Origin of the sequence: Anoxybacillus sp. P3H1B (genome assembly GCF_001560855.1) — a bacterium.
In the GTDB taxonomy this organism is placed as follows: Bacteria; Bacillota; Bacilli; order Bacillales; family Anoxybacillaceae; genus Anoxybacteroides; species Anoxybacteroides rupiense.
The window spans coordinates 43,359-55,950 of sequence record NZ_LPUG01000010.1 but is presented as its reverse complement, the minus strand read 5'-3'; the positions used below and the strand labels follow the sequence as shown (position 1 = coordinate 55,950).

General features: G+C 42.3%; 13 protein-coding genes. 8 read left to right on the top strand and 5 right to left on the bottom strand.

Going from position 1 to position 12,592, the window contains the following annotated elements:
- The first annotated feature begins 2 nt into the window (after positions 1-2).
- The 5 genes from AT864_RS03805 (at position 3) to AT864_RS03785 (ending at position 4,162) form a co-directional block, all read left to right on the top strand.
- Positions 3-1,628, top strand: coding sequence for a nitrite/sulfite reductase (locus AT864_RS03805; RefSeq protein WP_066146667.1), 1,626 nt, complete (start codon positions 3-5; stop codon positions 1,626-1,628).
- Positions 1,629-1,639: 11 nt separating this feature from the next.
- The gene (locus AT864_RS03800) at positions 1,640-1,858 is read left to right on the top strand and encodes a DUF3906 family protein (RefSeq protein ID WP_066146664.1); all 219 of its coding nucleotides are present in this window, start codon (positions 1,640-1,642) and stop codon (positions 1,856-1,858) included.
- Between the two features lie 243 nt (positions 1,859-2,101).
- Positions 2,102-2,881 (top strand): uroporphyrinogen-III C-methyltransferase, encoded by a 780-nt coding sequence (gene cobA / locus AT864_RS03795; protein WP_066146820.1) that lies wholly within the window; start codon positions 2,102-2,104, stop codon positions 2,879-2,881.
- 10 nt (positions 2,882-2,891) lie between these two features.
- A complete protein-coding gene (locus tag AT864_RS03790; RefSeq protein ID WP_066146661.1) occupies positions 2,892-3,638 on the top strand; it encodes a sirohydrochlorin chelatase in 747 nt (248 codons plus the stop codon).
- A gap of 251 nt (positions 3,639-3,889) precedes the next feature.
- Positions 3,890-4,162, top strand: a complete 273-nt coding sequence (locus AT864_RS03785; protein WP_044743864.1) for an acylphosphatase — start codon at positions 3,890-3,892, stop codon at positions 4,160-4,162.
- A gap of 46 nt (positions 4,163-4,208) precedes the next feature.
- Here AT864_RS03785 and AT864_RS03780 read toward each other — a convergent pair whose 3' ends face one another.
- The gene (locus AT864_RS03780) at positions 4,209-4,973 is read right to left on the bottom strand and encodes an arginase family protein (RefSeq protein ID WP_066146658.1); all 765 of its coding nucleotides are present in this window, start codon (positions 4,971-4,973) and stop codon (positions 4,209-4,211) included.
- A 413-nt stretch (positions 4,974-5,386) separates the two neighbouring features.
- Here AT864_RS03780 and AT864_RS03775 point away from each other — a divergent pair, with 413 nt between their 5' ends.
- Both AT864_RS03775 and bshB2 read left to right on the top strand, forming a co-directional pair.
- Complete coding sequence (locus AT864_RS03775) at positions 5,387-5,731, top strand: YojF family protein (protein WP_044743866.1); 345 nt, start codon at positions 5,387-5,389, stop codon at positions 5,729-5,731.
- Positions 5,732-5,743: 12 nt separating this feature from the next.
- Positions 5,744-6,397, top strand: a complete 654-nt coding sequence (gene bshB2 / locus AT864_RS03770) for a bacillithiol biosynthesis deacetylase BshB2 (protein ID WP_044743867.1) — start codon at positions 5,744-5,746, stop codon at positions 6,395-6,397.
- Between the two features lie 696 nt (positions 6,398-7,093).
- Here bshB2 and AT864_RS03765 read toward each other — a convergent pair.
- The 4 genes from AT864_RS03765 to AT864_RS03750 form a co-directional block, all read right to left on the bottom strand.
- Positions 7,094-7,705: an NAD(P)-binding protein gene (locus tag AT864_RS03765; protein WP_066146656.1), complete on the bottom strand. Its 612-nt coding sequence runs from the start codon at positions 7,703-7,705 to the stop codon at positions 7,094-7,096.
- 348 nt (positions 7,706-8,053) lie between these two features.
- Positions 8,054-8,626: a hypothetical protein gene (locus AT864_RS03760; protein ID WP_066146817.1), complete on the bottom strand. Its 573-nt coding sequence runs from the start codon at positions 8,624-8,626 to the stop codon at positions 8,054-8,056.
- Between the two features lie 141 nt (positions 8,627-8,767).
- Entirely contained in the window at positions 8,768-9,139 is a 372-nt protein-coding gene (locus tag AT864_RS03755) for a DnaJ family domain-containing protein (protein ID WP_066146652.1), read from the bottom strand.
- An 18-nt stretch (positions 9,140-9,157) separates the two neighbouring features.
- Entirely contained in the window at positions 9,158-11,617 is a 2,460-nt protein-coding gene (locus tag AT864_RS03750; protein ID WP_066146649.1) for a bifunctional diguanylate cyclase/phosphodiesterase, read from the bottom strand.
- A 400-nt stretch (positions 11,618-12,017) separates the two neighbouring features.
- Between AT864_RS03750 and AT864_RS03745 the strand changes: the two genes are divergently transcribed.
- Positions 12,018-12,467, top strand: a complete 450-nt coding sequence (locus AT864_RS03745) for a C40 family peptidase (RefSeq protein ID WP_044743871.1) — start codon at positions 12,018-12,020, stop codon at positions 12,465-12,467.
- Positions 12,468-12,592: the final 125 nt, after the last annotated feature.

The window sequence follows — 12,592 nt, the reverse complement described above, 5'->3', positions numbered from 1 at the left end:
AGATGGCGTACGAAAAAACATGGGCTGCTAATCCAAAACTGAACAAAACCGAATTAAAAAAGCTAGAAAAAGACGGTTTAAAAATTTTTGATGAGATCCCGCGTTATGCAAAAGAAGGGTTTGCCGCGATTCCTCAAGAAGACTGGGATTATTTTAAATGGGCTGGATTATATTTACAACGTCCCAAAGAAGCCGGCTATTTTATGATGCGCGTCTGCGTTCCTTCCGGCATTTTAAATAATGAACAGCTTGAAGCATTAGCAGGGATTGCCCGCGATTACGGGCGTGGCCTATTTGATATCACGACACGGCAGGCCGTTCAATTCCATTGGCTGCAAATCGAACAAATTCCCGATATTTTCGAACGATTAAAGCGTGTCGGACTATCGACAGCCGGCGCATGCGGTGACATCACTCGCAACATTGTCGGCAATCCCCTAGCTGGCATCGACCCAGACGAGTTATTTGACACAACGCATATTGTTCGCGAAATCTATGAATTTTTCCAGCACAATGAAGATTTTTCTAATTTACCACGCAAATATAAAATGTCGATAAGTGCCAACGTATACAATGCAGCCAATGCTGAAATTCACTGTGTTTCCTTTATACCGGCCAAAAAAGTCATCGACGGTCAAGAAGTATTAGGTTTCCATGTAAAAGTCGGAGGCGGGTTGTCGTCGGCTCCGCATCTTGCCCAATTGCTTGATATATTTGTAGAACAAGAACGCGTAAAAGAGGTCGCCATTGCTATTACAACTATTTTCCGTGATTATGGCTATCGCGAAAAACGTCATCGTTCGCGTCTTAAATTCCTTGTCGCTGATTGGGGAGTGGAAAAATTTAAAGAAAAGCTTTTAGAATATACAGGTCTGCTGCCATCCAAAGGCGAAACGGTGCAAAAAGGCTGGAATGCCGGCTATTTTTACGGTGTACACCGCCAAAAGCAGGAAGGGCTGAACTATATCGGCTTTAACGTACCGGTTGGGCGTCTCAGCGCCGATGAAGTATTTGAGATTGCCAGAATAGCTCGCCAATATGGAAATGGCGAGGTTCGTTTTTGCAACTCACAAAATCTTGTCATTCCCAACATTCCAGATTCATATGTAGAGTCGGTACTTCAAGAAAAAATATTTGAGCGGATTACCGTGCGGCCAAAAACGTTCATTGGATACTCCGTTTCCTGCACAGGCATAGAGTTTTGCAATCTCGCATTGGTTGAAACAAAAGAGCGGATGCGTCATGTCGCAGAATACTTAGATAGCCGTTTACAACTTGACGTTCCCGTGCGCATCCATATGGTCGGCTGTCCAAACTCTTGCGGTCAAAGACAAATTGGCGATATCGGGCTTCAAGGGATCAAAATGAAAACAAAAGACAAAGGCATGGTTGAGGCGTTTGAAATTTATGTAGGCGGTACGCTGCAAAACGACGGAAAATTTAACGAAAAATTAAAAGGCAAGATCCCGGCAGAACAAATCGAAGAAGTGCTTGTATTGCTGTTCTCCTATTTTCAAGAAACAAAGCTGCCTGGCGAGACATTTCTTGATTACTTTAATCGCGTCGGCATTGAAGCGTTGCAGGCAGAATTGGATCGCATTTTAACGAATTTCAGCACAGTTGCATGAAGGTGGCGCCGATGTATTTATATCGCTTTGAAGTAACAACGCAAACAAACACCATCTATCTCGTCATTGCTGCCAGCAGTGACGAGCAAGCGTTTCGTCTTGTCGAAGTAGAGCTTGAAAAACATTTTCTGAAGGTTCCTGATTTTATCGATATTTCGCTGCATGAGAAAAAACTCATTCGCCGAGGCGGGGGGTTCGTTGTTTACAATGAACCTCGCCACCCAAGCTAGCCGTACGACGAGTGATACAAAATCACTCACTAACACACCTGTGTTAGAAAGATCAGATGAAGCAAGTTTAACGCTCATCTTTATCATGCCAATACTTTAAAACTTGGCGCTAACTTGTCCATTCATTCAATAATAGACAAATGAAGCAGCCAATATGTTTGCAGGCGTTTTGGCCAATTGACAAAGACGAAATTCATGTGCAGCAATAGAAGAATGCTTAAACAGAAAGGGCTGAACGGAAGGATGGGAAAAGTGTATTTGGTCGGAGCAGGTCCCGGCGATCCAGAACTAATTACCGTCAAAGGATTAATGTGCATCCAAAAAGCAGATGTGATTTTATATGATCGCCTTATTAATGAAGAACTGCTGACATATGCCAAAAAAGAAGCAGAATTGATTTTTTGTGGAAAACTCCCCGGCTATCATACTATGCAGCAGGAAACCATCAATCATTTCCTTGTGCGCCATGCGAAGAAAGGAAAAATCGTTGTACGATTAAAAGGTGGAGATCCATTCGTATTCGGCCGCGGCGGCGAAGAAGCCGAGATGCTGGCCAAGCATGGCATTGACTTTGAAATCGTTCCTGGTATTACGTCCGGTATCGCTGCAGCCGCTTATGCCGGCATTCCTGTGACCCATCGCGACTTCAGCTCAAGCGTCGCCTTTATTACAGGCCATCAGCGTGCCGATAGCCAAGAAGAAATCAAATGGGAAAGTCTTGCCAAAGGAATTGACACGATCGCTATTTATATGGGCATCAGCAATCTTCCATATATTCGCGATCAGTTAATCAAATACGGAAAAGCGCCATCCACTCCTGCAGCCGTGATCCAATGGGGCACGCTGTACGAACAAAAAACCGTGACAGCCACTCTTGAAACAATTGTCGAAGCTGTTCAACAAAAACAAATCGAAAATCCAAGCATGATTATCATAGGCGAGGTTGTCGCCCTGCGAGAAAAAATTCAATGGTTCGAGCAATTAAGATTCCAAGCATCATCGTTTGCTAACGAAGCATTTTAAGGAGGCGCTTATGCAGGCTGTTTTATATGTTTGTCATGGAAGCCGTCTAGCGAAAGCTTGCGAAGAAGCGATCGCTTTTGTTGAACAGTGCAAAATGTCGACCGATTTCCCGATTCAAGAAATTTGTTTTATTGAATTGGCAGACCCTGATATCGCAACAGGAATCGAAATTTGCGTAAAAAAAGGGGCAACAAGCATCATTGTCATTCCTATTTTGCTACTTGCCGCTGGACATGTGAAGCAAGATATTCCAGAGGCCATCCAAAAAGCAAGACAGCGCTACCCTTTTTTGCAAATTTTATTAGATGAACCGTTCGGCATCCATGAAAAAATGGTTTCCATCATCATCGAACGAATGATGGAGAGCGCTGTTTCGCTTCATGAGCGTGCCATGATTCTTCTTGTTGCCCGTGGAAGCAGCGATCCCGACACAAAAAGTGCGATGAAAACAATCGCCGGCATGTTGCAGCAAAAAACAAACGTCTCCCGTGTTGACGTATGCTTTCTTGCTGCAGCCGCACCATCGCTGGAGGATGCCTTACAAGCAGCTAAGCAATCCTCTTATCAAACGATTTTCGTCGTCCCTTATTTACTGTTTACCGGAGTGTTAATGAAAAAAATCGAACAGCGGCTGCGCTCTCTTACTTCTTCCGACCAGCAATGGGTCTTATGCGGCTATTTAGGGTATCATCCTTTTCTTAAGGAGCTTATTAAAGAAAAGCTACAAAAATATTCTCGGTTAACGATCGGAGTTTGAAAAGTTCCTTTCCAATCCGATTGATATATAAACGAAGGTCCTATCAAAAAAGGACGGTCGTAAACAAGTCGAACAGCAGCAAGTTTCATCGATGTGGAAAATGCTTCATTCCTCCATATCAATAAAGGCGTATTTTTCTTCTTTCAATTAAAGAAAAATTTTTTGGTCTGGACATTTATATGAGTATGGAAAATCCCTCTTCTCGTGTATGATGATAGATAGGGGACATACAAGGAGGGGGAGCAATAGGAATGAAGCGATTGCATGTGATCGTTCATGGCCGCGTCCAAGGCGTCGGCTTTCGCTATTATGCACAACATGAAGCATTAAAATGGGATTTAACCGGATGGGTAAAAAATAATGAGGATGGAACGGTAGAACTGGAAGCGCAAGGACATGAAGAGCGAATTCATCTATTTATTGATAAAATTCGCCAGGGCTCTCCGTTTTCGAAAGTGACCCATTTAGATATTCAATCCATCGATCCTATTCCAAACGAAAAAACATTTCGCATTATTTATTAAAAACAGCCCGGTTGTTTCCCAGCACCGGGCGCTATTGTATTACCATTTATTGGATAATAAAAGTTGTAGGCTGCGGATCGTACAAACAGTTATGAGCAATGCACATGTTCGCATGCTCATTTTTGCGAACCGCCTCCCGACTCACTGGATCGAATGGATAAATGGAAGCTTGCGGATACTCGCCGCATATATCGATCCCTACCACATTTTTATGAACAAACAACTCTTGCAGACAGCCAATCAAAGCGGAAAGCGGCATCGTTCCGTGATCCCAATTGGTCATGGCATCCTCCTCGCGAAGAACATCTTTATCAATGCTAATGTATACATTCTCTGTTTGAATATGGGATAAAAGAAGATTCGGAGAAACGATATTGTTTGACAAGACAATGGTCTCAGAAGAAAAAAGAGAAGACTGCCACCGTGTAGGTCCGACAATCACGGCTCTTTGCAGTAAAGGAAGCTCCAGAGCATAAGAAACCCACGAACCGCAGGAGATGATTTGTTCATGATCCGTCCCATTCCCTATATCGGTATGATTGTCAAACAAAATGAGCGTAAACGGTTCTTGGATTCTTTTCATCAGTAAATATGAGATATAGTGGTAATTACCGCTGCCAATAAACACAAGGTTTCTGCATGTTTGGATGCGCCTTTCCAACTCGCATAAAGAGGCTTGCTCACAATATAGGTTGGTATGTGCCACGTCCATTAAATCAATCCATTCGTGCGGCAGCCGACGAAGGCATGGCTGCGAAACATATGCACCATCAATGTTTAAAAACGTTACACCATTTCCTTGAAAACTCATCCAAATCACCTCTCCTATCACTCAATTGGTGCAAGTTTCTAAACCTATGAAGCCATATTTTTCGCATTTTCTCTATTTTTAGATATTATACAACAAAAAACCCAAACAAGCACGTAAATGGAACGACACCTTCTCTCGCTGCAGCCTCAAAATTACAAATTGATCCCTAGTCTTTCCTCATAGGTTTGCTGGAATCAAAGCATCCATCAATCATCATCTATGAATCTCTCTCACCTATACACTTCGTTTAGAAGTGGGAGGCTTCTCGGTGGATGATATGAAATGGGCACGCTCTTTATCGATATGGTCTATTTTTTCACCGCTTCCTTGCAAACGTCTTGCGGACGAAATATTTTCTTTTATGTCTAGCTTTCATGTACAATAATAAAAACGATGTTCGAGGAGGGATTTTTTTGCAGCCGATTCGTATTGAAGAGGTACAAACCGTCTTGAATCAGTTCAAAGGTCAAGACGTGTACTTGCATTTAGAAACAACAAACGGGGCATACGCTGCCCATCATAACGAAGGATTTTTCTCAGCAGGTGCATACATCCGCAACGGACGAATCCGTTTCAGCCATGGAAAAATCGTTGGCAAAGGACCTTACCGTATCGGATTAAAGCTGGAGTTGGGCTGGATATATGCAGAAGGGTTAACAGATTGGGAGATGACTGACAAAGGGCAGCTTTTGCTTGCCGGCCATGATTATGAAGGGAAGCTCGCAGTTGCTCTACAATTGAGCCATGAACCTTTTTAAGGAGGGATGAAAATGGAAAGACATGTACTTGTTGTATTTCCCCATCCAGATGATGAAGCATTTGGTGTTTCCGGCACACTGGCCATGCATGCAGAAAAAGGCACTCCGATCACATATGCTTGCCTTACTCTTGGAGAAATGGGACGCAACATGGGAACTCCTCCCTTTGCTAACCGTGAGACGTTGCCGCTCATTCGCAAACAAGAGTTAAAAGCGGCATGCGAAGCGATTGGCATTGACGATTTGCGCTTGCTCGGCTTCCGTGACAAAACGATTGAATTTGAAGATGAAGAACTGATCGCTGATCGCATTAGCGCTATTATAGCAGAAACGAATCCATCTTTAATCATCACGTTTTACCCTGGCTATAGCGTTCATCCTGACCATGACGCATGCGGGGCAGCTGTCATTCACGCCGTCCAGCGAATTCCAAAAGAAGAGCGGCCAATTGTCCATTGTGTCGCATTTGCTAAAAATTGCGAACAAGACTTGGGAAAACCTGATATCGTCCGTGATGTCAGCGCAGTCATTGATAAAAAAATCGCCGCCATTCAAGCACACCGTTCCCAAACAGAAGGATTGATGAGCGCTGCTTCTAAACGCGGCGGTGACGCGTTAGAATGGCTGAAAACGGAGCGGTTTTGGACGTACAAATGGGAAAATTAGAAAAGAAAAGCAGGTCCGCCTTTCTGAAAGACGGCCTGCGTGAACTTACCCACCACCTACGCTTCGCTTAGAAGAGGGAGTTTCAAGCGACTTGCGCGTGTCCGCTGAACGGTAAGCCACACACAATCCCCCCCTACGCTTTCCTTCGTTCCGAAGGGGTCCGTTTGAACGATAGAGGATCCTATCGATTGGCGATCACCGACATTCATCTCCCCTGCTCACTGGGCTGTCGCCCTTCCCGCTCCTTGAAGATAGGAGACTTGGGAAAGCTGGTGAACTACTCACCACTTAGCTAAAGCTTGAAGTGGGAGCTTCTCAGTTCCACGACGAAAGCCGCCTTTCGTCTCCCTGAGCGTGACTTCGGGTCGTTCCAACCCTAGATGTCCGACAATTCGGAGTTCTTTTGTACCTTGGATATTTTACGCATGGAAGGATCCGCTTGGTTTTCGCATTTTATTTTCTCCATGCAACCTCCTATATCCAGTTATGAAAGAACGACATAGGTTTATTTTACCACAGGGTCAGACAATTGAACAGGCAAAAGCCTGTCCTTGTCCGAAGTCGATTCATCTCCCACTTTCATCAAGCTTCGCAAGATTTAGAAGTGGGAGATGAATCGACTGAAGAATGTTAAAAAACTTATCCCTCTTTCACTTTTTTCGAAGATTTATTCATTCAAACAGGTTTTCTTCTCATTTATAAGGTCATTTCTAAAAGTCGGTGGAACTCTTCTTCCCAATTTCCCTTCTTGCGGAACGATTCCTGGGCAATCGCCTTAAACAATTTTTTTCGTATTCGCTCATCGCTTACATTCCGCAAAATAAATTGGCGGCACTCGTAAAGAAACTCGATATACCGTCCACAATCTTCATCATATTGTTCCGCAAGCTGACGGCGGATTTGCTGGGCGACAGTCGGGCTCGCTCCTCCTGTTGAAACAGCGATCGTCAATCGGCCACGCCTTACCACCGCCGGAACATGAAAATTAGACCGCTCTGGATCATCGGCAATGTTAATCAGTTGATAAGGCTCCGCTGCGGCGGCCACCGCTTCATTTACTTCTCGATTATTCGTGGCCGCAATCACCATCCACGCTTCTTTAATATCGTCAGGAGAAAATGTTTTTCGGCGCCAAACGAGTGCTCCGGCTGCCGCTAACTGTTGAATCCCCCCTGTAGCAGAAGGAGCGACAACCGTAATTTTTGCTTCCGCCTCCAGCAAACCTTTTATTTTCCGTTCGGCCACCCTCCCCCCACCAATGACAACAACGTGTTGATTGGCGATATGCAGCATCACCGGATATCCCATACGAATTTCTCCTTTGCCAAAAACGGCCGCATAGAAACTCTTGGCCTTTTTTCTCCATTATAGTATCTATATCGGTGTCGAGACCAGCCCAACAATACCAAACAAATCGAGTAAACACGAATTTCTTTTTTATTAAGAAGCGAAAAGACCGTTTCAATTATTTCTTCATTTGCATCCTAGTTATTTTTTCCGTATTTTTGATATTTACAACCGCTGTTTTGCTTGTCTCCTTGCCAAATAAAAATGCTCTTGCGCAGGAATCCTCCTTATGAAAGGCGCAGGCGCGCTTTTATTGAGGAAGATTTTCCTTGCAAGAGCTAGCTTAGATGTCACTACAAATGGCCTATATTATTTTTGTGTCGCTTCTTGAATCCATTTAGCCAAACGCTCATTTTCTTTCTTCATATGCTCCAACCATTGTGGAAGCAAGGAAGAAAGGGCCTGTTGATCATTTTTCTTCATTGCCTCATGCGTTTGATGATGAAGCTTATACAATTTTTGCCTTTCTGCTTTTGTCATCCATCTCTTATGTTTATGTAACTTCTTCCATTCTTTTTTGAACTGCTGTTTGGTTATTTCTTTATTGGCAAGACGGTCAATTAATTGGTCAAACTCCGCTTCTCTTTTCTTTTTCATCTCTGCATGTTTTGCTTGCAGGGCCTTTTGCACTTCTTCGCTTTGCAGTTGCTTTCTTAGTTCTTTTCGTTCATTAAGAATCTTTTGCCATTCTGCAGCTTGATTCGGTGTATATTTTTTTACAATTTCCAGCCATTTTTGTTCATCCAGTTCTCCATGTTTGAACATATGCCCTGCAAATGCTCGGGCTCCTGCCGCCATGCCAGGCTCTCTTTGTTCCGCTAACGCTCCTGTTGGAAGCATAAGCATGAGCGCTAACACCCAAAAAATCCATCTCATTTTCATCATGTTTCACTCTCCTTTGAAATTCAAAATAATGGAGTCAAACAAAATAGCAAACCTAATGATATCTTCCCCACTTTGCAAGAAACTTTGCATGCAAAATAAAAAAGCTTGCCGATAAACCGCAGCAAGCTTTTCTATTGATTATCGAAACTTTTCATCAATCCGTTGCTGATAGTCGCGCAAGGCTTGAGAGTTCGTTTTATTGCGCTTTTTCATCAGCGAATTCCAACGGAGGAGTTTTTCATTCAGTTTTTTCCTGAGTTTCTCTTTTTCTGTTTCATCATCACAACAACGCAATAGGTCTTCGATGGTCATTACATCCTTTTTTAATTCGACTTCCTCAGAGACATATCCGGCATTTTTCAACAGCAGATAGCCGATTCGCAAGTCTTCAGGAATATGCGACAAATCTTCCAACTCCAGCGGTTTGCCCAATCCAGGAAGATGATCAAATTCCCCATTTTTCAAGGCTTCCCGAATTCTTTCCTCCGCAATTTTTGAAATAATATCCATTTGATCTCACATCCATCTTTAGCTTATGATGGCACTTGCTTGCTGTTTATGCTGATCAAGAAATTGTACCAATTCGCCGTACGGAAGCGGCCTTGTATAATAATAGCCTTGCACTTCGTCGCATTGTTTTTCTTTTAAATAGGCAGCCTCCAGCTCTGTCTCTACCCCTTCCGCAAGCACCTTTACACCTATATTATGCCCTAAAGTGATAATCGCTGGCAAAATAGCTTCTTCTTCTTTTTGGACATTTTGCACAAATGAACGGTCAATTTTCAAGCGATCAATCGGCAGTTTTTTCAAATAGCTTAACGAGCTGTACCCTGTCCCAAAGTCATCAATACTGACATTGACACCTACATTTTTCAGCTCTTTTAAAATCGGAATGGCTTTTTCCGTATCCATCGTCATGCGTTCAGTAATTTCGATATCTAGGCAATGGGGCGGAAAATCGGTTTTTTCAAGGATTTTCGCAAGCTTATAAATAAGCTTTCTGCTTTCAAACTCACAAGGCGACAAATTAATAGAAACGGATAAGGAAGGATATTGATGAAGCAACAGCTTTGTTTGCCGGCATGCTGTTTCCATAACCCATTCGTTAATCGAAATGATGAAACCCGTCTCTTCGGCAATCGGAATAAATGCGTTTGGCGAGATCATTCCTTTTTCCCTATGCTTCCATCTGATAAGTGCTTCGATTCCGATCACTTTTCCTGTTTGCAGTTGAATTTGCGGCTGATAGTGAAGCTCAAATTCCTCCGCTTCCAGCGCCTTGCGCAATTCTCTTTCCATATGAATTTTTTCATAAATGGTTCGATTCATTTGTTTCTCAAAAAAGCGAAATTGGCCAATGGCCTGTTTTGACAATTCATGTCTAGCTATATCAGCTCTGCGAATTAATGTGTGACCATTATCTCCATCTTTCGGATAACAACTAATGCCGATTTTTAGCGTCAAGCGAAATTCCTGTTTGTTCACGATCAACGGCTCTTCCATTGCTTCGATTAAACGCTGGCATAATTCGCTTACTTGTTCGTCTCTGTCCACTTGCGGCAAAATGACGATGAATTCGTTCCCGCCCCATCTGCCAAAAATGTCGGTTTCACCGACTAGATTTTTTATCTTCGCCACGGATGCTAGAAGCACTTGATCCCCAACCGTATAGCCATACAAATCATTTACCGCTTTTATTCCCTTCACTTCCATAAACATAACTGCTGTTTTTCTTTTGAGATTTTGTGCATCCGTTAGCTTTTCGCTTAACATCTGATAGAGCATTTCTTTATTAGGCAAACCTGTTAAATCGTCATAAAACGCAATATAGTTCATTCGATCTTCATGTTTTTTTCGTTCTGTAATATCTCGGACGGCTACTACATCGACCATTCGGGATCGGGAATAATCATCATATTTGCGCTTCAAAACCTCTGCAGGGAAAGTCGTGCCGTCTTTTTTACGCAAATGCACTTCATATGTCGTATCTTCAACCAAAGATTGCGTCCAATCTGGCAATGGAGGGGAAGCGACAAGCGCTTCCATCGGTGTCCGCATCAGCTCGTTCTCTGTATAACCGAATAACCGGCATGCAGCATGATTCACTTCCAAAATCGTTTGCCCCGAATAAATAATAATTCCTTCCATAGATATTTCAGAAAGACGTTTAAGACGATGCTGAATCCTTTGCACTTCTTCGCTATATTTTTTAAAAGATAGTTTGTCTAAGCGGACATAGAGCAGCAATAAATAAAAAATATAAGAAATAAAAAATAGTAAAAAGATCCTTCCCATTCCTTTGTGTAGTTGATGGTGCATTTTCTTCATATAGTGTGCTCCATCATAGCGAATGATTAAAACGGCATCCACCTTGCCTTGCTGTGTTAGGATTGGACAAAATATAACAAAGTTTTTTGGCAAATCCCCCTCATTTTTAATGCTGATCTTTCCTTGAAATGCTTGCGCCAGCTCTGACATATGCGCCTGATAGGCCGCCCCGCTCGGCAAATCCTGAACCTGTTGTCCATCATGCTTTCCATCATCTGCTTTGACGGAAAGCATGACATAATTCTGACCATCTGCTCGTTGTTTTAATGTATAAATTTGGCGTATATTGGGATGATCATGCTGCCAGCGATTCAACGTACGCAAAAGACCGAGGTAGGTTTTATCATTTGCATTGGTTGTGTCTGTTACCTGCTGGTGATTCATTTGCGAGAGTTCAGCGGCGAAACTTGCCGCCAAACGTGACAAATTTCGTTCATATTTTTGGCGTTCCTGATGTTCAAGCCCGTTCACATACCAAATGCCAGTGGCTAGCAGTAAAAAAACAAAAACATAAAAAAGCATTGTCGATCGTTGCGCTATATAAAAAATAGACACCTTGAGCTTTCTATGAATCAATCGATTCATTTGTTGCTGTCCGAATAAAATCACGATTAAAATGCCAACAGTAAATAACATATATTCACTCATTTTCGATAGCATAAACGCTCACCATGCACTTTTATTTATTATTATAAATGGAAAATATAGAGGTTTCTCCCTTCATCCTTCCTATTTTTTCGACATTTTCTGACATTCTCTAGTTATATATGTATATCCTTTAAATACGCTCTATCGGTAAACAAAAGCAGCCGATTGATCGGCGAATGTGAAGACATGAAGCCGAACGCTTTCTGTTCCTCGCATAAACAAAGCGCAAACGCTGAAAGTGTAGTCACATAAAGCTTTATATATAGTACCAGGTCTTAAATCTTCGTCATCAAATTTTGTAATTTGTCTGTAATATTATTTAATTTAAATGTAACAACATTTCGACAATATTTTTGCTATACTGAAACCTGTGAGAAAGAAACGGAAACTCGTTGTCGGAGGTTTAAGGAAAATGAATAGAACGTTTACAGTCACTCTACTATCATTCATGATTGTATTTAGTTCTCTTTTTGGTAACGCTTTCAAAGCGGAAGCGGCTGTAAATACACAAAAAGTCGTCACAGAAGCAAAAAAAATGATCGGCACTCCTTACAAATTCGGCGGTACAACTCCAAAAGGCTTTGATTGTTCCGGCTTTGTCTACTATACATATAAAAAGGTCGGTAAAACATTACCGCGATCCGCAGCATCTATGTACCAAAAAGGAACAAGCGTACATACATCAAAATTAAAGCCTGGTGATCTCGTATTTTTCAGTACATATAAAAAAGGTGCTTCCCACGTTGCGATTTACATTGGCAACAACTCCATCATTCATGCTACATCAAGCGGTGTAAAAATCGATCGTTTAAATAACTCTTACTGGAAACCAAAATTTATCGGCGCTAAAAGAGTAGCATAACTCAAAAAAAGGTCCCTCCATAAAAATGAAGGGACTTTTATATATTCACAGGGGATCGGGGGAATACTTGGAAAACTCTACACCCCTATTATGTCCAGCTAGCAAGTCACTTATACGTAGATCCC

Coding starts and splice junctions, on each gene's coding strand:
- AT864_RS03805 (WP_066146667.1), top strand. CDS start 3: ATGGCGTACGAAAAAACATGGGCTGCTAATCCAAAACTGAACAAAACC.
- AT864_RS03800 (WP_066146664.1), top strand. CDS start 1,640: ATGTATTTATATCGCTTTGAAGTAACAACGCAAACAAACACCATCTAT.
- cobA (WP_066146820.1), top strand. CDS start 2,102: ATGGGAAAAGTGTATTTGGTCGGAGCAGGTCCCGGCGATCCAGAACTA.
- AT864_RS03790 (WP_066146661.1), top strand. CDS start 2,892: ATGCAGGCTGTTTTATATGTTTGTCATGGAAGCCGTCTAGCGAAAGCT.
- AT864_RS03785 (WP_044743864.1), top strand. CDS start 3,890: ATGAAGCGATTGCATGTGATCGTTCATGGCCGCGTCCAAGGCGTCGGC.
- AT864_RS03780 (WP_066146658.1), bottom strand. CDS start 4,973: ATGAGTTTTCAAGGAAATGGTGTAACGTTTTTAAACATTGATGGTGCA.
- bshB2 (WP_044743867.1), top strand. CDS start 5,744: ATGGAAAGACATGTACTTGTTGTATTTCCCCATCCAGATGATGAAGCA.
- AT864_RS03765 (WP_066146656.1), bottom strand. CDS start 7,705: ATGGGATATCCGGTGATGCTGCATATCGCCAATCAACACGTTGTTGTC.
- AT864_RS03760 (WP_066146817.1), bottom strand. CDS start 8,626: ATGAAAATGAGATGGATTTTTTGGGTGTTAGCGCTCATGCTTATGCTT.
- AT864_RS03755 (WP_066146652.1), bottom strand. CDS start 9,139: ATGGATATTATTTCAAAAATTGCGGAGGAAAGAATTCGGGAAGCCTTG.
- AT864_RS03750 (WP_066146649.1), bottom strand. CDS start 11,617: ATGCTATCGAAAATGAGTGAATATATGTTATTTACTGTTGGCATTTTA.
- AT864_RS03745 (WP_044743871.1), top strand. CDS start 12,018: ATGAATAGAACGTTTACAGTCACTCTACTATCATTCATGATTGTATTT.